The following is a 23274-nucleotide window of genomic DNA, read 5'->3' as shown; positions in this document are numbered from 1 at the left end:
TCAGCCGCCGCTGACCGGGGGCAGGAAGGCCAGCTCGTCGCCATCGCCCAGCACCACGCCGCCGGTCTCGGCGATCAGCCGTCCATTGAGCGCCATGCGCACGCGTTCGCCGAGCAGTTCGACCGCCAGCGTCGGTTCGAGCCGCGCCAGCACGTCGGCCAGCGGCCCCGGCGCGACGTCGCGCGCATCGGCGCCCGCCACGTCTTCCAGCCGTCCGAGAAAGACCAGTCGCGCGCCCATCAGCCGCCCGTCATCGACATGTGGCGCGCCAGCGCGGGCGCGGCTCCCGGCGCATCGATGACGAAGCCGTGGCGTTCGGGCTTTTCCCCCATCGCGCGCGCAAACGCTTGCGCAAGCGCGGTATCGGGCTCGTCGGAACGCAGGGCGGCGCGCAGATCCACCTGCCCCTCTCCGCCAAGGCACATGAACAATTGCCCGGTGGTGGTGACGCGCACGCGGTTGCAGCCTTCGCAGAAGTTGCCCGTCAGCGGCGTGATGAAGCCCAGCCGCCCGTCCGTTTCGGCGATGTCGACATAGCGCGCGGGCCCGCCGCTGCGCGCTGCGCTGGGGGTGAGCGTCCAGCGCTGTTCCAACGCCGTGCGCACAGCATCAAGCGGCAGGTACTGCGCGAAGCGGTCCTGCTCGACCTCGCCCAGCGGCATGACCTCGATCAGCGTCAGATCGTGGCCCTGCGCGTGCGCCCAGGCGATCAGGTCGGGGATTTCGGCCTCGTTCACGCCCTTGAGCGCGACCGTGTTGAGCTTGACCCTGAGCCCCGCCTGCTTTGCCGCGGCGATACCTTCAAGCACCTGCGGCAGCGCATCGCGGCGGGCGAGGCGGGCGAAGGTATCGCGGTCGAGCGTGTCGAGCGAGACGTTGATGCGGCGCACACCCGCGGCGGCCAGATCCTCGGCGAATTCGGCAAGGCGGGTGCCGTTGGTGGTGAGGGTCAGTTCCTCGAGCCCATCACCCAGCTTGCGCCCCAGCGCGCGCACCAGCTCTATCATGTCGCGCCGCACCAGCGGTTCGCCCCCTGTCAGGCGCAGCTTGGTCACGCCGCGATCGATGAAGGCGAGCGCGAGGCGGTGCAGTTCTTCGAGCGTGAGCACTTCGGCGCGGGGGAGGAATTCCATCCGCTCGGGCATGCAATAGGCGCACCGCAGATCGCAGCGGTCGGTGACCGACAGGCGCAGGTAGCTGATCCTGCGGGCGAATCGGTCGATCAGGGGGGCGGGACTGCTCACTTGCCCATGTGTACGAAGTCGCGTGGGTAGGATTCAAGGTGTGCCCCGGCATCGACGAAGATTGTCTGCCCGGTGACCGACCGCGCCGCCGCCAGATAGGCCACCGCCTCGGCAATCTCCTCGGGCGCGGCGAGTCGATCGAGCGGCATCAGGGCTTCGAGCCGTTGCCATTGCGCAGCGTCGTAATCGGCCGTCGGCAGGGTCAGGCCGGGGGCGACGCCGTTGACACGGATACGCGGGGCAAGCGAGCGCGCCAGCGTGCGCACCGCGCCATGCAGCGCCTGCTTCGACAGGGTGTAGGACAACTGGTCCGGCACAGGGTTGTGCACGCGCTGGTCGAGGATCATCACCACGCACCCCGAAGCCTCGCCCAGCGCCTGCGCAAACGCGCGGGTCATCAGCACCGGGGCCATGAGGTTGACCTGAAGGTGTTCGGCAAGATGGTCCGCCGTGACCGTCCGCGCATCGTCGTCGCGGAACAGCGAAGCGCAGTTGACCAGCAGGCTGACCGGCTGCTGCGCCATGTCCGCCGCCTGGCCGACCAGCGCGACGGCTGCGGCGGCATCGCCAAGGTCGGCCGCCAGGGCGTGGACCGTAGCGCCTTGTGCTTCAAGACGCGCGCCAAAGGCCGGGTCGAAGGTGTCGCGATGGTGGGCGTGGAGCGCCAGATCCCAACCGGCGTGCGCCAGCCGTTCCGCAATCGCTGCGCCAATGCGTCGCCAGCCGCCGGTCACCAGCGCCAGTGGGCGCGGCTGCGGGGTGGAGGGCTCGCTCACCCGGCCAGCGCTTCCCAGGCACTGCGGCCGCGCGTGAGCATCATGCCGATGTCCTCACCGGCCTCGCTGATGGCGAGCTTGACGATCTTGACCTCGATCCGCTCGACGCGCTCGTCCTGCAGGAACAACGTTTCGCAGATGTGGTCGGCGACGGATTCGATCAGCTTGAAATGGACATCCTTCGGCAGCCCGTCCGAGGCTGCGAACTTCAGGTCCATGTAGTTCTTGCTCTCGGTCAGCGGGCAATCCGGCGTGTAGCGCGGACGCGGCTTGAGCCAGGCACGGATCGAGATGCGCAAGGGCTGCGGGCGGCCGGTCTCTTCCGAATAGATGCCGGTGAGGACATCGGTTTCGACGTTGGCGACTTCGAGGATCAGGCTGTCGGACACGGCGCGGCCCTTACACTCTTCTGACGCCAAGTCCACCGTTCAGCCCGCGCGCCAGCGCGCGAAGATCGCGGTGGGCAGCACCCGGCCCCCATCGCCTTCCTCGCGGATGGCGAGGTCGCCGTGCTCGATCGTGCCCGGCAGGTGGCGCAGCGCCTCTTCCAGCAGGCCTGCGAGCGCGAGCGAGGACATCCGCACCGCATAGACCGTGAGGAACAGGAAGCGGCTGTCAGTATCGAGCAATTGCGCGCAATCGCCGATCAGGCCGGGCAGGCTCTCCTCCAGCCGCCAGACTTCACCTTCCGGGCCACGTCCGAACTTGGGCGGATCGAGGATGATCCCGTCGTAACGCTTGCCGCGCCGCACTTCGCGCGCGGTGAACTTGGCCGCATCATCGACGATCCAGCGCACCGGGCGGGCTTCCATGCCCGACAGCGCGGCGTTGGCGCGCGCCTGTGCGACAGATTTCTTGGACGCATCGACGTGGGTGACGGGGCCGTGTTCGGACAACGAGAGCGTGCCGACGCCGGTATAGCCGAACAGGTTGAGCGTGGAGGCTTCGGCCTTGCCCGCGAGCTGTTCGCCCATCCAGTCCCACACCGGGGCCATGTCGGGGAAGAAGCCGAGGTGGCGAAAGGGCGTGCAACTGGCGGTGAAGCGCACGTCCCCGCGCGACAGATCCCAGCCATCGCGCGGCACCGGCTGGTCGAAGCGCCACTTGCCGCCGCCGTCCTCGTCCGAGCCGGGCACGAATTCGCCGTGCGCTGCCCAGTCGGACAGCCGCGGCGCCCACATCGCCTGCGGTTCGGGACGCACGAAGCGGTAGCGGCCATAGCGCTCCAGCTTGCGGCCATGGCCCGAATCGATCAGGCCGAAGTCGCTCCAGCCTTCGCCGATCATCAGTCTGGGCTGAAGGTCGAGCTGTGCCATCAGCCGTGCTTCGGCGTCGCCCGTTCGGCCACGAAGGCCGCGACCGCGTCATAGTTTCCGGGCAGGCGCGTGCAGGCTTCCTCGCGTTCGAACAGGTCGCCCACGCGCGCGGGCAGCGGCGGGCGCACGCCGGTGGCGCGCTCCACCGCATCGACGAACTTGGCCGGGTGGGCGGTGGCCAGCGTTACCACCGGCACGTCGGCGGGCAGGCCCTCGGCCACGCGCGCGGCGTGGAGGCCGATTGCGGTGTGCGGATCGAGCACTTCGCCGCATTCCTCGTGCGCCCAGCGCATGGCATTGGCCATGTCGGCGGCATCGGCGCGCGCGCTGGTGAACAGCGCCGCGGCGTTTTCGCGCTGTGCGTTGGTCAGCTGGATCGCCTTGTTGGCGTCGAAGCTGCGCATCTGTTCCGCGATCGCAGCGCCATCGCGTCCGCCCGCATCGAACAGCAGGCGTTCGAAGTTGGAGGAGACCTGGATGTCCATCGAAGGTGCTGCGGTCGGCGTGACGGTCCCGGCAGAATAGTCGCCGGTCGACAGCGCGCGGTGCAGGATGTCGTTGACGTTGGTCGCCACGATCAGCCGCTCGATCGGCAGCCCCATCTTCGCGGCCACATAGCCCGCGAACACGTCGCCGAAGTTGCCGGTCGGCACCGAGAAGGCGACCTTGCGATGCGGCGCCCCCAGCTGCAGCGCGGCGGCGAAGTAATAGACCACCTGCGCCATCAGGCGGGCCCAGTTGATCGAATTGACGGCGGCGATGCCGAACGTGCCGGTCATCGCGGCATCGTTGAACATCCGCTTCACCATCGCCTGGGCATCGTCGAAACTGCCGTCGATGGCGATGTTGTGGACGTTGGGGGCCAGCACCGTGGTCATCTGGCGGCGCTGCACGTCGCTCACCCGGCCATGCGGGTGGATCATGAAGATATCGACCTTGGCGCGACCCGCCACGGCATCGATCGCGGCCGATCCGGTATCGCCGCTGGTCGCGCCAACGATGGTCAGGTGATCGTCACGGCGGCCAAGGAATTCCTCGAACAGCAAGCCGAGCAGTTGCAGGGCCACGTCCTTGAACGCCAGCGTGGGTCCGTGGAACAGTTCCAGCACCCACTGGCGTTCGTCGAGCTGCTTCAGGGGCGTGACGGCGGCATGGGCAAAGCGGCCATAGGCGGTGCGCGTCAGTTCCAGCAGCCGTTCGGGCGTCAGGCAATCGCCGACAAAGGGCTGCATGATCTTCTGCGCGAGTTCGGCATAGGGCAGGCCCGCCATCGCGGCGATCTCGTCCGCCGAGAACGTCGGCCAGCTTTCGGGCACATAGAGGCCGCCATCGGAGGCGAGCCCCGCGAGCGTCACTTCCTCGAAATCCAGCGCCGGAGCGGCCCCACGCGTGCTGACGTACTTCATCACATTCCCCAATCTGTCCCGCGCGCGCCTAGCGGCGCGAAGGCGCGGGGGCAAGCCGCCGCGCCAGCACGATTCCATAGATGACCAGCGCGATGGCCGCGAAGATGAACCACTGCACCGCGTAGGCGAGGTGGTTGTTGGGCAGGTCGTTCGGGTCCGGCCGCGCCAGCGGCTGCAGTCCCGGCACCGGCGGGTAGGCGACAAGGCGCGGACGCAGCTTGCCATCCGGCCCTTCCCCCCCCGAGGCGATCACGCCATGGACGTCGCCCCCCTGCCATTCGATCACCTTGGGCGCCAGCGTCCAGCCCAGCGACACCGCGACCTCCGACTTCAGACCAAGACGGCAGGTTGCCACGATCGCCAGCCCCGCATCGCCCAGCGCGCTGCGGCCCGAGACCGACGTCATCGACACCACCTTGGCGCAGTTGAAGTGCGAGCGGCGATAGAGCGCGTCCTCCACCTGCTGCGGCTTCATCGGCCAGGGCACTTCGCCTTCCTGTTGCGCCGCGGCGGCATAGCGCGCGATCAGCGCTTCCTTCCACGCCTTGCGCTGCAACTGCCACACACCGAGCGCGATCATGGTCATGACCGCAGCGAGCACGACGATCGTGGCGGTGACCGGGAACCTTGGCTTCATCTCGTCCTGCTCCTGCGCAGCGCGCGCATCAACGCCGCCGCCTTGGCCAGCCTCAGCGCACCGATCATGACGAGCGGCACCACTACGCCCCATCCCAGCGCCTGCGCCCACAGCGGCGGACGGAAGGCCTCGTCCAGCTTCAACGCGGCCAGTACCAGCAGCACCGTGACGGGCAGCACCACAAGCAACAGGCTGCGCCCCTTGGGTTGCGCACCTGCAAAATCCTGCCCGCAGGCCCGGCACGACGGCGCCAGCATCGCCGGCGCCGCCCACAACGTGCGCGCCTCGCACGCAGGGCACAAACCGAAAAGGGCAGCCTGGGTTACCCCGGGCTGCCCCTTCGTTGCCGGGCTTGCGCCATGCAGCATTATTCGATCACGGCGCCCCAGTTGCCCCACACGTAGATGGCGACGAACAGGAACAGCCAGACCACGTCGACGAAGTGCCAGTACCACGCAGCCGCTTCGAAGCCGAAGTGCTGGCGCGGGGTGAAGTGGCCCTTGTAGGCACGGATCAGGCAGACGATCAGGAAGATCGTGCCGACGATGACGTGGAAGCCGTGGAACCCGGTCGCCATGTAGAACGACGAGCCGTAGGTGTTCTTGCCGAAGGCGAACGGCGCGTGCGCGTATTCGAACGCCTGGATCGAGCTGAACAGCAGGCCCAGCACGATCGTCGCCCACAGGCCCTTCTTGAGACCATCGCGATCACCATGGATCAGCGCGTGGTGCGCCCAGGTGAGCGTCGTGCCCGAGCACAGCAGGATCAGCGTGTTGAGCAGCGGCAGGTCGAACGCGTTCATGACCGATTCGATCGCCTTCGGCGGCCAGACACCGCCGATGACGTCGGTGTTCACGTGCGACGGGAACAGCGAGAAATCGAAGAAGGCCCAGAACCAGCCGACGAAGAACATCACTTCCGAAGCGATGAACAGGATCATGCCGTAGCGCTGGTGCAGTTGCACGACCGGCGTGTGATCGCCCGCGTGCGCTTCCTTCACGATCTTCCCGAACCACGAGAAGAAGGTGACGATCACGCCGAGGAAGCCCAGCAGCATGACAGCGGTCCCATTGGGGATCTTGTGCATGTAGAGCACGCCACCGCTGGTCATGGTGAGCGCCGAGAGCGCGCCCATGAGCGGCCAGACGTCGGGCGGCAGGATATGGTAATCGTGATTCTTTGCGCCGGCCATGGTTCTCGAATTCCCCCAATGAAATTCCGGTCAGTCCGAGCCACCTGCCCGGACGCATAACGAGCCGCCTTTATCGGGCAGAGGCGGCGCGGTCCAGTGGCTTTCCACCAGTTGTCGAACTCTTCATCGCACTCTGCGCCAGGCTCTGGTCCGCAGCGAGGAGGAAGGTGTAGCTGAGCGTGATTTCGGGCGTGTCGCGCGCGTTGGCGTCCTGCAACATCGCGGGATCGACGTAGTAGATCACCGGCATGCGCACTTCCTGACCCGGTTCCAGCTTCTGTTCGTTGAAGCAGAAGCACTGGATCTTGTGAAAATAGGCACCGGTCTGCTCGGGCGTGACATTGAACACCGCGCGCCCGACGATCGGCTTGTCAGACAGGTTCTTCGCTGTGAAGAACGCGATCTTGCGTTCGCCGATCCTGCCATCCTGGGTCACCTGTTCGGGCTTGAACACCCACGGCAGGCCCGGCGCGACATTGGCGTCGAATCGGATCGTGATCGGCCGAGTCGTCGCCTTCACCCCCGCCGCCTGCGCGCTTGTCGCGCGCATCGTCGTGCCGTTGAATCCGGTCGCCTGACAGAACAGGCGGTAGAGCGGAACCGACGCGTAACCGAGCCCCAGCATCGCCAGCGCGCCGCTCGCGGCAAGGATCGCGACCTTGCGATTGCGCGCCGCATCGGGACGAGCCGCCGTGGTCATCACATCTGCCCCGCCGAGTGCAGCCCCATCTTCACGATGGTGATGGCAAAGAACAGCACCGCCAGCGCCACCAGCACCAGCCCCATCACGCGGTTGCGCGCCTTCTGCCGCGCACGGAAGATCTCGAGGTCGGTCTTTTGAGGATCGTCAGCCATCATTGCCAGCCTTGTAGTGTCACGAAGCGATCCGCGACCAGCACTGCGAACAGCGCGAAAAGATAGATGATCGAAAAGGCGAACAGGCGCTTTTCGGGCACCATACCATCGCCCGGCACGCTGGTGCGCAAGCCGACCTTGATCGACAGCGCCAGGAAAATGCCACCCAGCACGAGCGCCGAGACGCCGTAGATCGCGCCCGCGCCGCCGATGAACCAAGGCGTGGCCGCCAGCGGCAGGAGCAGGGCGGCATAGGCGAGGATCTGGCGGCGCGTGGCGCGCTCACCCGCGACCACCGGCATCATCGGGATGCCTACTTTGGCGTAGTCTGTCTGCACGAACAGCGCGAGCGCCCAGAAATGCGGCGGCGTCCACATGAAGATGATGAGGAACAGCAGCACCGGCATCAGCGTGATGTGGCCGGTCACCGCCACCCAGCCGATCAGCGGCGGAAAGGCCCCTGCCCCGCCGCCGATGACGATGTTCTGCGGCGTGCGCGGCTTGAGCCAGACGGTGTAGATCCACGCATAGTAGAAGATCGACAGCGCCAGGATCGCAGCCGGCAGCACACCGTTGGCAAGGCCCATGACCATGACCGACCCGCCCGACAGGGCAAAGCCGAAGTCACGCGCAGAACTGCGCTCCATCCGCCCCGAAGGCAGCGGGCGGTTGGCAGTGCGCTTCATGCCCGCATCGATGTCGGCTTCCCACCACTGGTTGAGCGCGGCAGCGCCGCCTGCACCCACCGCGATGCACAGGATCGCGGTGAAGGCGAGCACCGGGTGTATCGTCCCCGGCGCAGCGAGCAGGCCGCACAGGCCGGTGAAGATGACCAGCGTCATCACGCGCGGCTTGGTGAGCGCGAAGAAGTCCCGCCAATCGGCAGGCAGCGACAGGGTGTTGGTGGATTCCATGATCTTGCCGCCGCCCATAGGCCAGTTGCCCCCCGCTGGAAAGGTACTGCGCGAGGTCGGTTCAGCGCAGCGGATCAGCGGACGCGGGCCAGCCAGTCGAGCAGCAGGCGGTTCACGTCCTCGGGGCGCTCCTGCTGGGTCCAGTGGCCGCAGCCTTCGAGCATGTGGCCTTCGACGTTGGGCGCGAAATTGCGCATCATCGCGGTGGGGTCCTTGACCTGCCCGAACAGCGTGCTGGCAGGATCCTTGGTGCCGCCGATGAACAGCGCGGCCTGGTCGAGAGTCTTGCCCGTCCACCCCTTGAGGAAGGCGAAGTCGTTTTCGTGGTTGCGATAGCGATTGAGCGGGCCGCGCAGGCCCGAGGCCATGAATTCGGCGACGTAGTAGTCGAGATCGGCGTCGCTGAGCCAGGCGGAAGGCGCAGTCGGTTCAGGCAGGCCATCGAGCAGCAGCGAATCGACCGGCTTGAGCGGCCAGGCCCCGGCGGGCGCCTCGCCCGAGATCGAGTGGAGGAATACCCGCAGGAAGCGGCGCACGTCGGCTTCGAGTTCGGCCTCGGCCTTGCCCGGCTGCTGGAAGTATTCCTGGTAGAAGAAGATGCCCTTCGACGTGAACAGTTCGCGGAACACATCGGTGAAGGCGCGCGTCGGCGCGCCCGCGAACGGGACCGAAAGACCCGCGACGGCCTTGAAGCGATCGGGGCGGGTAAAGGCCGAGTTCCACACGATGGGCGCGCCCCAGTCGTGCCCGACGAGAATCGCCGGAGCACCGGGCTGAAGCGCATCGGCAACCCCCACGAGATCGCGGATCAGGTGCTCCATGGCATAGGCATCGACCGGCGCAGGCTTGTCCGAACCGCCGTAACCACGCACGTCGATGGCGCAGGCGGTGAACCCGGCAGCGGCAACCGGCCCGATCTGGTGCCGCCACGAATACCAACTTTCCGGAAAGCCGTGGACCATGATCACCAGCGGGCCGCTGCCTTCGACGGCCGCGCGCAGGGTCACTTCGCCGGCATCGATCATGCGGAATTCGGGCATCGGGATCTCCTCTCGCGTTTGGCGCTGCCTATCGCACGATAGAGAGGTTGCAAACCGCAATCGGCCGCAGAAACGAAAACACCCCGGTGTCGCCACCGGGGTGCTTCGAAACGCAGCCCTAAGGCCAGGTCTTAGTGGTGGGCCGCGTCGTCGATGACGGGCAGGGTCTCGAACTGGTGGAACGGCGGCGGCGAGGACAGCGTCCACTCGAGCGTGGTCGCACCTTCACCCCAGTAGTTCCCCTCGGCCTTGCGACCGGCGGTGAACGCATAGGCGATGTTGATCAGGAAGATCACGATCGAGGCGGCCATGACCATGTAGCCATCCGAAGCGATCTTGTTCCAGTGCTCGAACGCCGGGGCATAGTCCGGGTAGCGACGCGGCATGCCCTGGACGCCCAGGAAGTGCATCGGGAAGAAGATCATGTTCACGCCGACGAAGAACACCCAGAACTGGATGTGGCTCAGCAGTTCGGAGTGCATCCGGCCGCTCATCTTCGGGAACCAGTAGTAGAACCCGGCGAAGAGCGAGGTCACGGCGCCCAGCGACAGCACGTAGTGGAAGTGGCCCACGACGTAGTAGGTGTCCTGCAGGTTGTCGTCGATGCCGCCGTTGGCGAGCACGACGCCGGTGACGCCGCCCATGGTGAACAGGAAGATGAAGCCGATCGCCCAGACCATCGGCGACTTGAACTCGATCGAACCGCCCCACATCGTCGCGATCCACGAGAAGATCTTGATGCCGGTGGGAACCGCGATGACCATGGTGGCCGCGGTGAAGTACATCTTCGTGTTCACGTCGAGGCCGGTGGTGTACATGTGGTGGGCCCACACGATGAAGCCGACGACGCCGATCGCGACCATGGCGTAGGCCATGCCGAGGTAGCCGAACACCGGTTTCTTCGAGAAGGTCGAGATGATCTGGCTGATGATGCCGAAGCCCGGCAGGATCATGATGTACACTTCGGGGTGGCCGAAGAACCAGAACAGGTGCTGGTACAGGATCGGGTCACCGCCGCCGGCAGGATCGAAGAACGTCGTGCCGAAGTTGCGGTCGGTCAGCAGCATGGTGATCGCCGCGGCCAGAACCGGCAGCGAGAGCAGCAGCAGGAACGCGGTCACGAGCACCGACCACACGAACAGCGGCATCTTGTGCAGGGTCATGCCAGGCGCGCGCATGTTGAAGATGGTGGTGATGAAGTTGACCGCGCCCAGAATCGAGCCCGCGCCCGCAAGGTGCAGCGAGAAGATCGCGAAGTCGACTGCCGGACCGACCGACCCGGAGGTCGAGAGCGGGGCATAGACCGTCCAGCCGGTGCCAGCACCGTTGCCGACGCCGCCGGGGAAGATCGCCGACAGCATCAGCGAGCAGAAGCCGACGAACGTGAGCCAGAACGACACGTTGTTCATGCGCGGGAACGCCATGTCGGGCGCGCCGATCATGAGCGGCACGAACCAGTTGCCGAAGCCGCCGATGATCGCGGGCATGACCATGAAGAACACCATGATCAGGCCGTGCGCGGTGATCAGCACGTTCCACAGGTGGAGTTGCTGGTCGAAGCTCGGGTTCTTTTCACCCAGGAACTGGGCGAACATGCCGAGGTACTGGATCCCCGGCTGCGCCAGTTCGGCGCGCATCATGCCCGACACGGCACCACCGATGAGCCCCGCGAAGATCGCGAAGATCAGGTACATCGTGCCGATGTCCTTGTGGTTGGTCGACATGAACCAGCGGGCGAAGAACGCCGGCTTGTGATCATGATCGTGGTCGTGTGCATGATCGTGCACATCGAAGCCTTCGGCTGGAATACTGGCCATCTCGTGCGAACCTTGTCCTTGATTCTCTTACGCGGCCGGCGCGGCGGAGGCGTCGGCAGCCGGAGCGGCGGGCGCTGCAGCGGCAGCGGGCGTCGCGGCGGCAGGCGCAGCGGCGGCGGCGGGAGCAGCAGCCGGAGCCGCCGCAGCGGCGCCAACGGTGCCGCCCTGGGCCTTGACCCACGCCTCGAACTTGGGACGCGGCAGGGCCTCTACGACGATCGGCATGTAGCCATGGCGAACGCCGCACAGTTCGGAGCACTGGCCGTAGTAAACGCCCGGCTCCTTGATGAAGAGCACCTTCTCGTTGATGCGGCCCGGCACGGCGTCGAGCTTGAACCACAGCGACGGGACGGCGAACGAGTGGATCACGTCGGCGCCGGTGGTCTGCAGGCGGATCGGCTCACCCACGGGCACGACCATGCGCGCGTCGGCGGCAAGCTGCGGCGGCTCGCCACGCTTGAGCGCTTCTTCGTCGGGCAGCATGTTCGAGATCACTTCGAAGCCGCCGTTGTCGGGATAGGTGTAGCCCCAGTACCACTGGTAGCCGGTCACCTTGACCGTCAGCGCACCCTTGGGGGCAGGCTTGTACTGCTGCGCCAGCAGGCGGATCGACGGCACCGCGATCACCACGAGGATGAGCACGGGGACCAGCGTCCAGATGACTTCGATCAGCGTGTTGTGGCTGGTCTTCGAAGCAACCGGATTGGCGCGGCGGTTGAAGCGGGCCATCACGACCAGCAGCAGCACCAGCACCAGGATGGTGATCGCGACGATGACCGGGAACAGGATGTAGTCGTGCATCGCCAGGGCCTGCTGGCCGGTCGGCGAATACTGATCCTGGAAGGTCATGCCACCATCGACCGGCATCCCCTTGCCCGCCGTCGGCTTCATGGGGACGTAATCCCCGGCCGGCGCAGGCGCGGCCTTTTCAGCGGTCGGCGCCGCCGCATCGGCGGCGGCAGGAGCGGCACTGGCGGCCACAGCCGGAGCGGGCGCAGCAGCCGGAGCTGCCATCGCCGCAGGGGCGAAGCTCAGCGCGGCGGCAAGGCCCAGGGTCCGGATCGCATTGCCCGCGAGGCGGGCGGTATCGGCAAGACTCATCGTCGAATGTTCCGCTTTTCCCTGTTTGCGCTGCGTCAATGTGGCGCGCACGCAACCCCTCTAATTCCCTCGATTGGACCGGCCTATACGCGCCGATGTCCCAACCCTCAAGCGCCCCAAAGCATATTTTTGGGAGACGCGAAACGTGTACAAAAGGCTTGCCGCGATGTGCGCTGCGGGCCATTGCGGCACGTCTCCTATATATATAGCCGTGGCCTGCTACGGTACCTGACGGAATGACCATGCTCGAAGACGAGATTCTCGCTGAATTCCGGGCCAGCCAGGCCCTGCTCGAAGGGCACTTCCTGCTCTCTTCGGGCCGCCACAGCGCCCATTACCTGCAGTGTGCGCGCGTTCTGATGGACCCGATGCGCGCCTCGCGGCTTGCCGCTGCGACCGCGCAGCGCATCCCGCGTGACTTGCGCCAGCAGATCCAGAAGGTCGTTTCGCCCGCGATGGGCGGCGTGATCATCGGCCACGAGATGGGTCGCGCGCTGGGAGTCGAGGCGATGTTCGTCGAACGCCCCACCGGCACGTTCGAACTGCGCCGCGGATTCGCGCTCAATCCCGGCGACAAGGTGCTGATGGTCGAGGACGTGGTGACGACCGGCCTGTCCAGCCGCGAGGCGATTCAGGCGATCGAGGCCGCAGGCGGGCAGGTGATCGCCGCAGCCTCGCTGGTCGATCGTTCGGGCGGCATCGTCGATCTGGGCGTGCCGTTCTTCCCGCTCGTCGCGCTCAACTTCCCCACCTATGCGCCCGACGAACTGCCGCCCGAACTGGCGGCGACTCCGGCGATCAAGCCCGGCAGCCGCGCGGCGGCCTGAACGAAAAGGTATGGCGATGAACAGTGTGCTGAATCCCGGTCGTCTGCGGCTGGGCGTCAACATCGACCACGTCGCCACCGTTCGCAACGCGCGCGGCGGGGACCACCCCGATCCGATGCGGGCCGCGCAGATCGTGGCGGCGGTCGGCGGCGATGGCATCACCGCGCACTTGCGCGAGGATCGCCGCCACATCCGCGACGAGGACATCGCCCGCATCCAGGCCGCCACCGCGCTGCCGCTCAACTTCGAAATGGCCGCGACCGACGAGATGGTCGAGATCGCGCTGCGCCATCGCCCCCACGCCGCCTGCATCGTTCCCGAACGCCGCGAGGAACGCACGACCGAGGGCGGGCTCGATGCAGCAGGCCAGCACAACCGCCTTGCTCCCGTGGTCGCGCGGCTGTCCGATGCCGGCATCCGCGTCAGCCTGTTCATCGCGCCCGAAGCCCGCCAGATCGAGGCCGCGATCAAGCTGGGCGCGCCGGTCGTGGAACTGCACACCGGCGAATATGCGCATGCCGAAGGCGAAGCGCGGGCGGTGGAATTGAAGCGAATCGCCGATATGGCGGCGCTCGCCGCGCGCAACGGCATCGAACCGCATGCTGGCCATGGCCTCACCTACGACAACGTGCAGGCAATCGCCGCGATTCCCCAGCTCGCCGAGCTGAACATCGGCCACTACCTGATCGGCGAGGCGATCTTCGTCGGCCTGGAAGCCAGCGTGCAGCGGATGCGCGAGCTGATGGACGCGGCACGGTAAGGACAACGCCAAAGCCATGATCATCGGCATGGGCTCCGATCTCTGCAACATCGAGCGCATCCAGGCCTCGCTCGACCGCTTCGGCGCGCGATTCGAACTGCGCGTCTTCACCGAGATCGAGCGCGACAAGGCGGCGCGGCGGCCGTTCACCAAGGCGGGCACGCTGGCCAAGCGCTTCGCGGCCAAGGAAGCCTTTTCCAAGGCTGTCGGAACGGGCTTCAAGGCAGGCGTGTTCATGAAGGACATCGGCGTCGTGAACGCCCGCAGCGGTGCGCCGACGCTGGCCCTGACCGGCGGCGCGGCAGCGCGACTCGCGGCGATCACGCCCGCAGGCCACGAAGCCGTGGTCCACCTGACTTTGACCGACGACCACCCCTGGGCGCAGGCCTTCGTGGTGATCGAGGCTCGCCCCATCGCAGGTGGCGCGTGAGCGAAGAGCCGCAGGCACCGTCCTCGCCCCTGCCCGCGCCCGCACCTTCCCCGGTCCCCGAATCGCCACCGCAGGATGCGGGGCTGGTCGACTGGTGGATGGAACTGCGCGGCCTTGCGGTGATGCTGCTGGCGGTGAGCGGCTTCCATTCGTTCGTGGCCAAGCCATTCTACATCCCGTCGATCTCAATGATGCCGACGCTGCTCGTGGGTGATCGGCTGGTGGTGTCGAAGTATCCGTACGGCTGGTCGTGGGTCTCGGCCTCGTTCCACGTACTGCCGCGCTCGCCGGGCCGCCTGTTCGGACAGGTGCCCGAATATGGCGACGTGGTCATCGTGGTGCCGCCGACAAGCGACGAGGACTACATCAAGCGCGTCGTCGCGCTGCCGGGCGACCGCATCGCGGTGGTGAACGGGCAGATCGTCCTCAACGGCAGGCCCGTACCACAAGCGGTCGAGCCACCGCTCGACCTGCCCGTCGATGCCAACCAGCCCTGCGAGCCAGAGGAGTTTCCCGGCCTGCGTTTTCGCGCCAGCGATGGCCGGTTCTATTGCGAGCTGCCGATCTTCCGCGAAACGCTGCCCAACGGCGCGACCTATCGGATCATCGACCATCGCCAGCAGCCGCTCGACAACTATCCCGAAACGCGCGTGCCCGCAGGTCACGTCTTCCTGATGGGCGACAATCGCGATCATTCGGCCGACAGCCGCGCGCCGGTCGAGGAAAAGGGCCTGGGCGGGCCCGTCCCGCTGTCCAGCGTGGGCGGGCGCGCGGAGTTCGTGACGTTCTCGCTCGATGGCAGCGAAGGCTGGAGCCCGACAAGCTGGTGGAACGCCTTGCGCCCCCATCGCGCGTGGAACAGACTGCGCCCGCAGATCGTATCGCAGCCGCGCGATTGAAATGGGGGACCACCCGATGAGTGACAGCAACGGGCCGCCGCAGCGCCCCGGCCCGACCGACATCCGCGACGATGCGGTCCGCGACGAGGCCAAGAAGGCGGCCGTCTGGCTGGGCATGGCCGCGCTGCTGGCGCTGGCGGTGTTCCTCGCACAACCGCTGATGGTGATCTTCGGCGGCGTCGTCTTCGCCTCGATGATCGATGGCGGGCAACGCCTGCTCGGTCGCGTGGTGCCGCTTCCGCGCGGCGCGCGCATTGCCGTGATCATGCTGTTGGCGGTGGCGTTCGTGCTGTGGCTCGTCACGTTCGCGGGCAACCAGATCGCGATGCAGGCGGCGGAACTACCGGCCATCGTCAAGGCACAGTCGCAAGTGCTGCTCGATTGGGCGCACAACCGCGGGATCTTTGTCGAACGCGCCGATTTTTCGAAGGTCGCCGAACAGGTGATCGGCGGCGTCGGCCCGGTGACGCGCGCGCTGGGCGGCATCTTCGGCGGCTTCACCACTGCCTTCCTGATCATGATCCTGGGCATCTACTTCGTGCTGGAGCCCGATATCTACCGGCGCGGCATCGCCTGGATGCTGCCCGAGGAAAGCCGCGAACGTTTCCATGGCACCGCGCATCGCATGGGGCGCAGCTTGCGTATGCTGCTGTTCGGGCGGCTGATCGGCATGGCGGTGGAAGGCGTTGCCACGTGGATTGCGCTGGCCGTCTATGGCGTACCCATGGCCGCGCTGCTGGGCCTGCTGACCGGCCTGCTGGCCTTCCTCCCCAACATCGGTGCGCCGATATCGGGGCTGTTGATGGTCATGGTCGGCTTTTCGGGCGGCACCGCGATGGGCATCTACTGCGTGATCGTCTATTTCGTGGTGCAGACGGTGGACGGCAATATCATCGTGCCGATGGTCGCCAAGCGCACGGCCGACCTTGCCCCTGCGCTGGTGCTGGGGGCACAGCTGATCTTCGGTGTGATGTTCGGCATCCTCGGCCTCGCGCTCGCCGACCCGATCGTGGCCATGCTCAAGATCGCGCTCGAACGGCAGGCGGAAAAGAACAAGGAAATCGCGAAAGCGGACGGCTGATCGAATGGCACGCAAGTTTCTCTACGCAATCGCCCTGCTGGTGGTGATGGTTCTGGCCGCCGCGCTTGTGCTGCGCTTCTGGTCGAAGGAGCTGACGCGCTTCGCTTTCGTGCCGCGCAGCGCTTTCGAACAGCTACCGGCCCTGCCCGCCGGATTCTACGACCGCGCCGATGCGTGGATCTCGCGCCCCGGCGTGAAGGACGATCCTGCGCAATACCTGCCCTCCGGCGCCGCGCGGGGGGCCGTCGGCAGCGCCTATGTCTTCTTCGTCCACCCCACCAGCTACCTTGCCCGCGACCACTGGAACGGCCCGATCGAGGACAAGGACGCGCGTTTCCGCGCCGATCTTTTCGTCCAGAGCATGGCCAGCGCCTTCAACGGCGTGGGCGCGGTCTATGTGCCGCGCTACCGGCAGGCCGCGTTCGGCGCGTTCCTGACCGACCGGCCCGAAGCGCAGCGCGCGCTGAAGATCGCGCATGGCGACGTCGAGCAGGCCTTCGCCACCTTTGTCCGCCAGATCCCGGCGGATGCGCCGATCGTGCTGGCCGGGCACAGCCAGGGCGCGCTCCATCTGCTCACGCTGATTCGCGATCGTGTGCGCGGCACTCCGCTCGAAAGGCGAATCATTGCGGCCTATCTGATCGGCTGGCCGGTTTCGCCCACGCGCGACCTGCCCGCAATGGGCCTGCCCGCCTGCGACCGGCCCGATCGCACCGGCTGCGTCGCCAGCTGGATGAGCTTTGCCGAACCCGCCGACCCGACGATGATGCTCGATGCATGGCGCGCGCAGCCTACGCCCGATGGCGGCGGCAAGCGCACCATCGAACCGATGCTCTGCTTCAACCCCCTGCGCGGCGCGACAGGCGGAAACGCGCCCGCTTCGGCCAATCTCGGCGCCATGGTTCCGGCAGACGATCTCAAGAGCGGTGCCATCGTGGCGCGTGCCGTGCCTGCGCGGTGCGATGCCGGGACGGGCCTGCTGATGCTGGGCGATCCGCCGAAGATGGGTCCGTTCGTGCTGCCTGGCAACAACTACCACGTCTATGACATCCCGCTGTTCTGGGCGGACTTGCGCGCCGACGTCGCGCGGCGCGAGGCGGCGTGGCTGGCGGCAACCGCGAAGGCGAAGCCATGATCACCACCTTCGTCGGCGACTTGCGCGATGCCCTGCCCACAGGCGGCAAGCTGCTGGGTCTTGATACCGGAACCAAGACGATCGGCGTGGCGCTGTGCGATACCGACTGGCGCTTCGCCACTGCGGGCAAGACGATCATCCGGCGCAAGTTCACGCAGGACAAGGGCGTGCTGAAGGACCTGATCGCCGAGCGCGGCGTGGTCGGCATCGTCATGGGCCTGCCGCTCAACATGGACGGCAGCGAAAGCCCGCGCAGCCAGGGCGCGCGGGCCATGGCGCGCAACCTCGAAGACCTCGGCCTGCCGATCCTGCTGTGGGACGAACGCTGGACCACGCAGGCCGCCGAGCGCGCGATGATCGAGCAGGACTTCAGCCGCGCCAAGCGCGCGGAACGCATCGATTCGCACGCCGCCGCGCTGATCCTGCAAGGCGCGATCGATGCGCTGGCGGGCGCGGCGTTCTAACGATTTAGTCGTTCGATTAAATTCTTGCCAAGGCGCGGGCGGCGGCGCAGGACAGCAAGCTATGGCACTCTCCGAAGAACACGCCGCCGAAGTCGCGCGGATGCTGCAGGCAGACCACTTCGACCCTTCGCTATGGTCGAAGATGATGAACGTGCGCGGGCACAGCGGCTTTCTGGACATGAACTATGTCGCGCATGGCGACGACTGGATCGAGCTGGCGCTGCCCTGGCGCGAGGATCTGGTCGGCGATCCTGAGACGGGCGTGCTCGCGTCGGGCCCGATCATCAGCCTGCTCGACAACGCGACCTCGATGTCCGCCTCGACCCGGATGAAGAAGTTCCGCCCGCAGGTGACGCTCGACTTGCGCATCGATTACGTGCGCGCCGCCGTACCGGGCCGTACCATCGTGGCGCGCGCGGAATGCTACCAGACGACGCGCTCGATGGCGTTCGTGCGCGGCATTGCGCACGATGGTGACCCGACCGACCCGGTCGCGCATGCCGCCGGGATCTTCATGCTGGTGCAGGCCCCCCAATTCATGAAGGTGAAGTGATGGTGGCGCTGCCTCCCTATGCCCTGTCGATGGGCATGTTCACCGACCACGACGAAGACGGCGCGCCGGTCATCGCGATGGACTTTTCCGAGCGCAACACCGGGCGGCCCGGCTTCCTGCATGGCGGCGCGATCGGGGGCCTGCTCGAAATGGCGGGCTTTGCAACGCTCCACGCGCATCTGGAGCGCGAGGGCATCGACGCCACGGTGCGGTTGAAGCCGGTCAACATCAGCATCGAATACCTGCGCAGCGGTTTGCCCGAACGCATCTTCGCCTATGGCGAAGTGGTGCGCGCGGGGCGGCGCGTGGCGAACGTGCGGGTAGAAGCCTGGCAAGCCGATCGGACCAAGCCGGTGGCCAGTTGCTGGATGAACTTCCTGATCGCGCCGAAGAAGGGCAGCGAGGGGTAGGGGGCGGCCACCACGACATTGAAGGCGATAAGGCGTGAAGCCTACCACCAGGCTTCACATGGCCCTCTACCTCATGCAGCAAGAAACGGGTTATTCCGGCAAGCGCAGTTCGACGGTCAAGCCTTCTGACGCAGCCCCTACCGGCAGCCGCGCCGCATCCGCCCGCGCCCGCGCCAGCAAGTCTTGCGGAACGCCCGGCGGGGCAATCAGCGCATCCGCTTGACCGAGCAAGCGGGCTTCACGCAAGGTCAGGTCATCGGGATCAAGGCTGCGCAGCGTGACGACATGATGCGCGACGTTCCCCTTGTCCGCGCCTTCCAGCCAGCGAGGCACGGCATCGTCTGCGGACTCGCGGAACGGGTCGAGCGCGCCGCCCTCTTCCAGCGCTGCGTCGAGCGCGCGGCGGCGGTCGCTGCCGGTGGGGAATCGGGCTTTCAGCGCGGCGCGGGCGTCGAACAGGGCTTGCGCGAGCGCGCCCAGCCCTTGCGGGAGCAGGCGTTCCAGCCGCAGGCGCAACGCTTTTGCCAGCCCGGCGGACGCGCCCGCCGTGCCCACGGCGATGATCACCGGGTTGCGATCGACGATCGAAGGCGTGGTGAAATCGCACAGCGCGGGGCGGTCGACCACGTTGACCAGCAGCCCGGCGCAGCGCGCGCGAATGGCGTCGGCCTGCGCGCTGCCCTCGTCCTCGTGCGCGATGAAGGCGAGGCGGGCGCCCTTGTCGATGCCTTCGGCGAGGTCGTCCAGCACCAGCGCCCCGGCGCGTTCGACGAGGCGGCGCTTGGCATCTGCGGCCTCGCCCTGCCCCAGCACGATCACCGGCTGGCCGGCAAGGCGGTGGAACAGGGGGAGGCTGGCAAGCATCAGGCGAGCCAGTCCGGCACGCGTTCGGCGGACAGGATGGTGGCGGGTTCGATGCGATCGGCCACAACGGCCCACTTCGCGCCATCGACCATGACTTCAGGCACCAGCGGCCGCGAGTTGTAGGTGTTGGCCATCGTTGCGCCATAAGCGCCGGCGGTGCGGAACACGGCGAGATCCCCGCGCGCGACCTGGTCGATGTCGCGCGCCATGGCGAAGGTATCGCTCGATTCGCAGATCGGACCGACGATGTTGGCGGTCATCTTCGCACCATTCGGTGCTACGGCGGCGAAATCGTGCCAGGCGTCGTAGAGCGCAGGCCGCGCAAGGTCGTTCATCGCGGCGTCGACCACCACCCAGGGGTGGCCTACGCCTTCCTTCACGCGGACCACCTGCGTGACGAGCACGCCGGTGTTGCCGGTGATGACGCGGCCCGGTTCGAACATCAGCGTCACGCCCCAGTCGGCGGTGACGCGCGCCACCATCGCGGCGTATTCTTCCGGCTGCGGGAACACCTCGCCCGCCTTGTACGGCACGCCCACGCCGCCGCCGAGGTCCATGTGCGTGACCGCATGGCCCGCCGCGCGAATGGACTTCATCAGGACGCCGACCTTGGTGAAAGCGGCTTCCAGCGGATCCAGCTTCGAGAGCTGGCTGCCGATGTGCAGCGCCAGCGCGCGCATCTGCAAACCTTCGGTCCCGGCCAGACGCGCATAGATCGCAGCGGCGCGGTCATAGGGGACACCGAACTTGTTCTCAGCCTTGCCGGTCGAGATCTTGCCATGCGTGCCCGCATCAACATCGGGATTGACGCGCAGCGCGCAGCGCGCGGTCAGGCCCAGTTCGCGCGCGATCTCGGCCAGTTCCAGCCCTTCTTCCTCGCTTTCGAGGTTGAACTGGCCGCAGCCGGCCTGCAGCGCGCGGCGCATTTCCGCCTCGGTCTTGCCCACGCCCGAAAAGACGATGCTGTCCGGGGCCATGCCTGCAGCCAGCGCGCGCTCCAGCTCGCCCACCGAAACAACGTCGGCGCCATAGCCTTCGGCGGCCAGCACCTTGAGCACGGCAAGGTTGGGGTTCGACTTGACCGCAAACGCGATGCGCGCGGCAGGCAGGATCGACAGCGCATCGCGGAACACACGGGCGTGGCGCGTCAGCGTGGCGCGCGAATAGACATAGACCGGCGTGCCGACTTCGGCAGCGATCAACGGCAACGGCACGTCCTCGGCATGGAGGACGCCGCCGACATAGTGAAAGTGATCCATTGGGAAACCTTGAAGTAAATCAGTCTTGGGGCGGCAGGTTGAAGGGATCGTCGTCCCGGTCCTGCGAGCGGCTGCGCAGCTCGACGCTGCGTTCGGGTTTGGCCTGCACCGGCACCTGCAGCAGATCGTCCGCGTCGGGTTTGACCTCGCGACCATAGGGTGCCGGCGGCAGCGCCTGCCCGGCCACGGGTTTCAGCGCGCGCCGGTTGCCACAGGCGGACAATGCCGTCGCCATGACGGCCAGAACCAGAAAAGAGCGCGCAACGGTCAAGACGTCAGTCCTCCAGCCCCAGCGCCATGCGCGCTTCGGCCACGCGCTTCCTTACCTCGACCGGCGCGGTTCCGCCATGGCTGGCGCGCGCGGCCACGCTCGCTTCGACCGACAGCGCGGCATAGACGCGGTCATCGATGCGCGCGTCGATCGCCTGAAGGTCTTCAAGCGGCAGCTGGTCGAGCGCCACGCCCCGGCTTTCAGCCAGCTTCACCGCGCTACCGGTGATGTGGTGCGCTTCGCGGAAGGGGATGTTCGCCTGCCGCACCAGCCAGTCGGCAAGGTCGGTGGCCGTGGCATAGCCCAGTTCGGCGGCGGCGCGCATGCGCTGCGTGCGGAACGTTGCTTCAGCCACCATGCCGGTCATCGCCGCGATCGACAGCGCAAGCAGGCTGGCGGCTTCGAACACGGGCGGCTTGTCGTCCTGCATGTCCTTCGAATAGGCGAGCGGCAGGCCCTTCATGGTGATCATCAGGCTGGTCAGGCAACCCACGATCCGGCCCGAATGACCGCGCACCAGTTCGGCGGCATCGGGGTTCTTCTTCTGCGGCATGATCGAGCTGCCGGTCGACAGGCTGTCGGGCAAGGTGACGAAACCGAAGGGCTGGCTCGCCCAGATGATGAACTCTTCGGCCAAGCGCGAGAGGTGCAGCGAGCATTGCGCCGCGGCCATCAGGTAATCGAGCGCGAAATCGCGGTCGGACACCGAATCGAGGCTGTTGTCGGTAGGCCCGTCGAAGCCCAGCGCCTCGGCGGTGCGGAAGCGATCGATGGGAAAGCCGGTTCCGGCCAGCGCTGCGGCACCCAACGGGCTGCGGTTCATACGCGTTCGCGCAGCGGCAAAGCGGGAGCGATCGCGGCCGCTCATCTCGTAATAGGCCATCAGGTGGTGGCCCAGCGTGACCGGCTGCGCAGTCTGCAGGTGGGTGAAGCCGGGCATGATGCTGTCGGCGTGTTCGCCCGCGCGGGTGACCAGCGCGGTCTGCAACTGGCGCAGCCCTTCATCGGCCTGGTCAATCGCATCGCGCACCCACAGGCGGAAGTCGGTCGCCACCTGGTCGTTGCGGCTGCGCGCGGTGTGCAGGCGCCCCGCCGCAGGGCCGATCAGTTCGGCAAGGCGGCTTTCGGTGGTCATGTGGATGTCTTCGAGATCCCAGTTTTCCGGGACTCCGCTGGCTTCGTATTCGGCGGCGACCTGATCCAGCCCGCCTGCGATCAGCGCCGCGTCCTCGGCCGAAACGATGCCTTGCGCCGCCAGCATTCCCACATGGGCCTTTGACGCGGCGATGTCCTGCCGCCACAGCGCCTTGTCGAAGGGAATCGAGGCGTTAATCTCGCGCATGATGGCCGAAGGGCCGGCGGCGAAGCGCCCGCCCCACATCTGGTTGGAGCCTGAATTGCCGCTCATCTCGCTACGTCCGCCTGTCTTGCTGCTGCTTCCCCTGATGCTGGGGATTGCCGCGTGCGATAGGCAAAGCCCGGAAAACGCGCAACCGCAGAGCGCGGCCAGCGGCACCGAAACCGCACAGAACGACACCGAGAGCGACCACAAGGGCTTCAACGGCACGCTCGACATCGCCAATCGCGGCGCGGCGATGCCGGATTTCGCGTTTCAGGACGTCAACGGCAAGACGCTGCGCAGCGCGGACCTGAAAGGCCAGCCGGTGCTGATCAACCTGTGGGCGACATGGTGCGGGCCATGCGTGCTGGAGATGCCGATGCTCGACCAGCTGGCCGCCAGCCATGCGGGCAAGCTGCGCGTTGTCACCGTGTCGCAGGACATGGGCCAGCCAGAGAAGGTGAAGGCGCTGTTCTCCAGCAAGAAGTTCGCGCATCTGGAGCCCTGGCTGGACCCGGAGAACCAGTTGGGATTCCATTACAATACCGGCCTGCTGCCGACCAGCGTGCTCTATGACGCCAAGGGCCGAGAAGTGTGGCGCATGATCGGCGCGCACGACTGGGCGGGCCCGCGCACCAGCGCGCTGCTGGCCGACACGCTGGGGCGGTAGGCCTGGCGCAGGTC

General features: G+C 66.9%; 29 protein-coding genes. 10 read left to right on the top strand and 19 right to left on the bottom strand.

The features are described 5' to 3' along the window. The 15 genes from K3A84_RS09255 to coxB form a co-directional block, all read right to left on the bottom strand. On the bottom strand, window positions 1–240 hold the full coding sequence (locus K3A84_RS09255; RefSeq protein ID WP_225009055.1) for a MoaD/ThiS family protein: 240 nt from the start codon (window positions 238–240) through the stop codon (window positions 1–3). Next, complete coding sequence (moaA, locus tag K3A84_RS09250; RefSeq protein WP_225009054.1) at window positions 240–1244, bottom strand: GTP 3',8-cyclase MoaA; 1005 nt, start codon at window positions 1242–1244, stop codon at window positions 240–242. Before moaA ends, K3A84_RS09255 begins: the two co-directional genes overlap by 1 nt. After that, window positions 1241–2020, bottom strand: coding sequence for an SDR family oxidoreductase (locus K3A84_RS09245; RefSeq protein WP_225009053.1), 780 nt, complete (start codon window positions 2018–2020; stop codon window positions 1241–1243). The genes moaA and K3A84_RS09245 overlap by 4 nt, the downstream gene beginning before the upstream one ends. After that, a complete protein-coding gene (locus tag K3A84_RS09240; RefSeq protein WP_225009052.1) occupies window positions 2017–2409 on the bottom strand; it encodes a dihydroneopterin aldolase in 393 nt (130 codons plus the stop codon). The genes K3A84_RS09245 and K3A84_RS09240 overlap by 4 nt, the downstream gene beginning before the upstream one ends. A gap of 39 nt (window positions 2410–2448) precedes the next feature. Then, window positions 2449–3336 carry a class I SAM-dependent methyltransferase gene (locus K3A84_RS09235; protein ID WP_225009051.1) on the bottom strand — a complete coding sequence of 296 codons (888 nt, stop codon included), beginning with the start codon at window positions 3334–3336 and terminating at the stop codon, window positions 2449–2451. Next, window positions 3336–4742 carry a threonine synthase gene (gene thrC / locus K3A84_RS09230; protein WP_225009050.1) on the bottom strand — a complete coding sequence of 469 codons (1407 nt, stop codon included), beginning with the start codon at window positions 4740–4742 and terminating at the stop codon, window positions 3336–3338. The genes K3A84_RS09235 and thrC overlap by 1 nt, the downstream gene beginning before the upstream one ends. A gap of 28 nt (window positions 4743–4770) precedes the next feature. Next, window positions 4771–5379 (bottom strand): SURF1 family cytochrome oxidase biogenesis protein, encoded by a 609-nt coding sequence (locus K3A84_RS09225; protein ID WP_225009049.1) that lies wholly within the window; start codon window positions 5377–5379, stop codon window positions 4771–4773. Continuing rightward, window positions 5376–5636: a DUF983 domain-containing protein gene (locus K3A84_RS09220; protein WP_225009048.1), complete on the bottom strand. Its 261-nt coding sequence runs from the start codon at window positions 5634–5636 to the stop codon at window positions 5376–5378. Before K3A84_RS09220 ends, K3A84_RS09225 begins: the two co-directional genes overlap by 4 nt. A gap of 110 nt (window positions 5637–5746) precedes the next feature. Continuing rightward, window positions 5747–6571 (bottom strand): cytochrome c oxidase subunit 3, encoded by an 825-nt coding sequence (locus tag K3A84_RS09215; protein WP_225009047.1) that lies wholly within the window; start codon window positions 6569–6571, stop codon window positions 5747–5749. A gap of 70 nt (window positions 6572–6641) precedes the next feature. After that, window positions 6642–7271, bottom strand: coding sequence for a cytochrome c oxidase assembly protein (locus K3A84_RS09210; protein ID WP_225009046.1), 630 nt, complete (start codon window positions 7269–7271; stop codon window positions 6642–6644). Continuing rightward, window positions 7271–7429, bottom strand: a complete 159-nt coding sequence (locus tag K3A84_RS09205; RefSeq protein WP_404823133.1) for a cytochrome oxidase small assembly protein — start codon at window positions 7427–7429, stop codon at window positions 7271–7273. The genes K3A84_RS09210 and K3A84_RS09205 overlap by 1 nt, the downstream gene beginning before the upstream one ends. Next, window positions 7426–8340, bottom strand: coding sequence for a heme o synthase (locus K3A84_RS09200; RefSeq protein ID WP_225009045.1), 915 nt, complete (start codon window positions 8338–8340; stop codon window positions 7426–7428). The genes K3A84_RS09205 and K3A84_RS09200 overlap by 4 nt, the downstream gene beginning before the upstream one ends. 74 nt (window positions 8341–8414) lie before the next feature. Beyond that, window positions 8415–9380, bottom strand: a complete 966-nt coding sequence (locus tag K3A84_RS09195; RefSeq protein WP_225009044.1) for an alpha/beta fold hydrolase — start codon at window positions 9378–9380, stop codon at window positions 8415–8417. A 131-nt stretch (window positions 9381–9511) separates the two neighbouring features. Then, entirely contained in the window at window positions 9512–11197 is a 1686-nt protein-coding gene (ctaD, locus tag K3A84_RS09190; RefSeq protein WP_225009043.1) for a cytochrome c oxidase subunit I, read from the bottom strand. A gap of 27 nt (window positions 11198–11224) precedes the next feature. After that, entirely contained in the window at window positions 11225–12298 is a 1074-nt protein-coding gene (gene coxB, locus K3A84_RS09185; protein ID WP_225009042.1) for a cytochrome c oxidase subunit II, read from the bottom strand. Window positions 12299–12540: 242 nt separating this feature from the next. Between coxB and pyrE the strand changes: the two genes are divergently transcribed. From pyrE to K3A84_RS09140, 9 genes are all read left to right on the top strand, one after another. Next, on the top strand, window positions 12541–13125 hold the full coding sequence (pyrE, locus tag K3A84_RS09180; RefSeq protein WP_225009426.1) for an orotate phosphoribosyltransferase: 585 nt from the start codon (window positions 12541–12543) through the stop codon (window positions 13123–13125). 16 nt (window positions 13126–13141) lie between these two features. Further along, window positions 13142–13885 (top strand): pyridoxine 5'-phosphate synthase, encoded by a 744-nt coding sequence (locus K3A84_RS09175; protein ID WP_225009041.1) that lies wholly within the window; start codon window positions 13142–13144, stop codon window positions 13883–13885. A 16-nt stretch (window positions 13886–13901) separates the two neighbouring features. After that, a complete protein-coding gene (gene acpS / locus K3A84_RS09170) occupies window positions 13902–14315 on the top strand; it encodes a holo-ACP synthase (RefSeq protein WP_225009040.1) in 414 nt (137 codons plus the stop codon). Then, the gene (gene lepB / locus K3A84_RS09165) at window positions 14312–15214 is read left to right on the top strand and encodes a signal peptidase I (protein WP_404823132.1); all 903 of its coding nucleotides are present in this window, start codon (window positions 14312–14314) and stop codon (window positions 15212–15214) included. The genes acpS and lepB overlap by 4 nt, the downstream gene beginning before the upstream one ends. Before the next feature lie 16 nt (window positions 15215–15230). Then, window positions 15231–16295: an AI-2E family transporter gene (locus K3A84_RS09160; protein WP_225009039.1), complete on the top strand. Its 1065-nt coding sequence runs from the start codon at window positions 15231–15233 to the stop codon at window positions 16293–16295. A 4-nt stretch (window positions 16296–16299) separates the two neighbouring features. Then, complete coding sequence (locus tag K3A84_RS09155; RefSeq protein WP_225009038.1) at window positions 16300–17430, top strand: DUF3089 domain-containing protein; 1131 nt, start codon at window positions 16300–16302, stop codon at window positions 17428–17430. Next, window positions 17427–17894, top strand: coding sequence for a Holliday junction resolvase RuvX (ruvX, locus tag K3A84_RS09150; protein ID WP_225009037.1), 468 nt, complete (start codon window positions 17427–17429; stop codon window positions 17892–17894). The genes K3A84_RS09155 and ruvX overlap by 4 nt, the downstream gene beginning before the upstream one ends. A 61-nt stretch (window positions 17895–17955) precedes the next feature. After that, entirely contained in the window at window positions 17956–18447 is a 492-nt protein-coding gene (locus tag K3A84_RS09145; RefSeq protein WP_225009036.1) for a PaaI family thioesterase, read from the top strand. Further along, window positions 18447–18857: a PaaI family thioesterase gene (locus K3A84_RS09140; RefSeq protein ID WP_225009035.1), complete on the top strand. Its 411-nt coding sequence runs from the start codon at window positions 18447–18449 to the stop codon at window positions 18855–18857. Before K3A84_RS09145 ends, K3A84_RS09140 begins: the two co-directional genes overlap by 1 nt. A 90-nt stretch (window positions 18858–18947) precedes the next feature. Here K3A84_RS09140 and K3A84_RS09135 read toward each other — a convergent pair whose 3' ends face one another. Genes K3A84_RS09135 through argH form a run of 4 tightly spaced genes read right to left on the bottom strand, consistent with a single transcriptional unit; the run spans window position 18948 to window position 22659 of the window. Continuing rightward, window positions 18948–19721 carry a precorrin-2 dehydrogenase/sirohydrochlorin ferrochelatase family protein gene (locus K3A84_RS09135; protein ID WP_225009034.1) on the bottom strand — a complete coding sequence of 258 codons (774 nt, stop codon included), beginning with the start codon at window positions 19719–19721 and terminating at the stop codon, window positions 18948–18950. Next, complete coding sequence (gene lysA / locus K3A84_RS09130; protein WP_225009033.1) at window positions 19721–20980, bottom strand: diaminopimelate decarboxylase; 1260 nt, start codon at window positions 20978–20980, stop codon at window positions 19721–19723. Before lysA ends, K3A84_RS09135 begins: the two co-directional genes overlap by 1 nt. 19 nt (window positions 20981–20999) lie before the next feature. After that, window positions 21000–21251 (bottom strand): hypothetical protein, encoded by a 252-nt coding sequence (locus K3A84_RS09125; protein WP_225009032.1) that lies wholly within the window; start codon window positions 21249–21251, stop codon window positions 21000–21002. A gap of 4 nt (window positions 21252–21255) precedes the next feature. Then, the gene (gene argH, locus K3A84_RS09120; RefSeq protein ID WP_225009031.1) at window positions 21256–22659 is read right to left on the bottom strand and encodes an argininosuccinate lyase; all 1404 of its coding nucleotides are present in this window, start codon (window positions 22657–22659) and stop codon (window positions 21256–21258) included. A 19-nt stretch (window positions 22660–22678) separates the two neighbouring features. On the opposite strand from argH, the gene K3A84_RS09115 reads away from it, so the two are divergent. Continuing rightward, window positions 22679–23260, top strand: a complete 582-nt coding sequence (locus tag K3A84_RS09115; RefSeq protein ID WP_318248296.1) for a TlpA family protein disulfide reductase — start codon at window positions 22679–22681, stop codon at window positions 23258–23260. Window positions 23261–23274: the final 14 nt, after the last annotated feature.

The organism is Novosphingobium percolationis (genome assembly GCF_020179425.1).
Classification (GTDB): domain Bacteria; phylum Pseudomonadota; class Alphaproteobacteria; order Sphingomonadales; family Sphingomonadaceae; genus Novosphingobium; species Novosphingobium percolationis.
Note: the sequence above shows the minus strand (reverse complement) of the source record. Positions and strands in the feature narration are given on the sequence as shown.

What these genes read in the sequence shown, in the direction of transcription:
- acpS (WP_225009040.1), top strand. Translation starts at nt 13,902, where the DNA reads ATGATCATCGGCATGGGCTCCGATCTCTGCAACATCGAGCGCATCCAG.
- K3A84_RS09135 (WP_225009034.1), bottom strand. Translation starts at nt 19,721, where the DNA reads ATGCTTGCCAGCCTCCCCCTGTTCCACCGCCTTGCCGGCCAGCCGGTG.
- K3A84_RS09210 (WP_225009046.1), bottom strand. Translation starts at nt 7,271, where the DNA reads ATGACCACGGCGGCTCGTCCCGATGCGGCGCGCAATCGCAAGGTCGCG.
- pyrE (WP_225009426.1), top strand. Translation starts at nt 12,541, where the DNA reads ATGCTCGAAGACGAGATTCTCGCTGAATTCCGGGCCAGCCAGGCCCTG.
- thrC (WP_225009050.1), bottom strand. Translation starts at nt 4,742, where the DNA reads ATGAAGTACGTCAGCACGCGTGGGGCCGCTCCGGCGCTGGATTTCGAG.
- K3A84_RS09160 (WP_225009039.1), top strand. Translation starts at nt 15,231, where the DNA reads ATGAGTGACAGCAACGGGCCGCCGCAGCGCCCCGGCCCGACCGACATC.
- coxB (WP_225009042.1), bottom strand. Translation starts at nt 12,298, where the DNA reads ATGAGTCTTGCCGATACCGCCCGCCTCGCGGGCAATGCGATCCGGACC.
- K3A84_RS09140 (WP_225009035.1), top strand. Translation starts at nt 18,447, where the DNA reads ATGGTGGCGCTGCCTCCCTATGCCCTGTCGATGGGCATGTTCACCGAC.
- K3A84_RS09200 (WP_225009045.1), bottom strand. Translation starts at nt 8,340, where the DNA reads ATGGAATCCACCAACACCCTGTCGCTGCCTGCCGATTGGCGGGACTTC.
- K3A84_RS09215 (WP_225009047.1), bottom strand. Translation starts at nt 6,571, where the DNA reads ATGGCCGGCGCAAAGAATCACGATTACCATATCCTGCCGCCCGACGTC.
- K3A84_RS09220 (WP_225009048.1), bottom strand. Translation starts at nt 5,636, where the DNA reads ATGCTGGCGCCGTCGTGCCGGGCCTGCGGGCAGGATTTTGCAGGTGCG.
- K3A84_RS09145 (WP_225009036.1), top strand. Translation starts at nt 17,956, where the DNA reads ATGGCACTCTCCGAAGAACACGCCGCCGAAGTCGCGCGGATGCTGCAG.
- K3A84_RS09225 (WP_225009049.1), bottom strand. Translation starts at nt 5,379, where the DNA reads ATGAAGCCAAGGTTCCCGGTCACCGCCACGATCGTCGTGCTCGCTGCG.
- K3A84_RS09205 (WP_404823133.1), bottom strand. Translation starts at nt 7,429, where the DNA reads ATGATGGCTGACGATCCTCAAAAGACCGACCTCGAGATCTTCCGTGCG.
- ruvX (WP_225009037.1), top strand. Translation starts at nt 17,427, where the DNA reads ATGATCACCACCTTCGTCGGCGACTTGCGCGATGCCCTGCCCACAGGC.
- ctaD (WP_225009043.1), bottom strand. Translation starts at nt 11,197, where the DNA reads ATGGCCAGTATTCCAGCCGAAGGCTTCGATGTGCACGATCATGCACAC.
- K3A84_RS09195 (WP_225009044.1), bottom strand. Translation starts at nt 9,380, where the DNA reads ATGCCCGAATTCCGCATGATCGATGCCGGCGAAGTGACCCTGCGCGCG.
- lysA (WP_225009033.1), bottom strand. Translation starts at nt 20,980, where the DNA reads ATGGATCACTTTCACTATGTCGGCGGCGTCCTCCATGCCGAGGACGTG.
- K3A84_RS09175 (WP_225009041.1), top strand. Translation starts at nt 13,142, where the DNA reads ATGAACAGTGTGCTGAATCCCGGTCGTCTGCGGCTGGGCGTCAACATC.
- K3A84_RS09155 (WP_225009038.1), top strand. Translation starts at nt 16,300, where the DNA reads ATGGCACGCAAGTTTCTCTACGCAATCGCCCTGCTGGTGGTGATGGTT.
- argH (WP_225009031.1), bottom strand. Translation starts at nt 22,659, where the DNA reads ATGAGCGGCAATTCAGGCTCCAACCAGATGTGGGGCGGGCGCTTCGCC.
- K3A84_RS09235 (WP_225009051.1), bottom strand. Translation starts at nt 3,336, where the DNA reads ATGGCACAGCTCGACCTTCAGCCCAGACTGATGATCGGCGAAGGCTGG.
- K3A84_RS09255 (WP_225009055.1), bottom strand. Translation starts at nt 240, where the DNA reads ATGGGCGCGCGACTGGTCTTTCTCGGACGGCTGGAAGACGTGGCGGGC.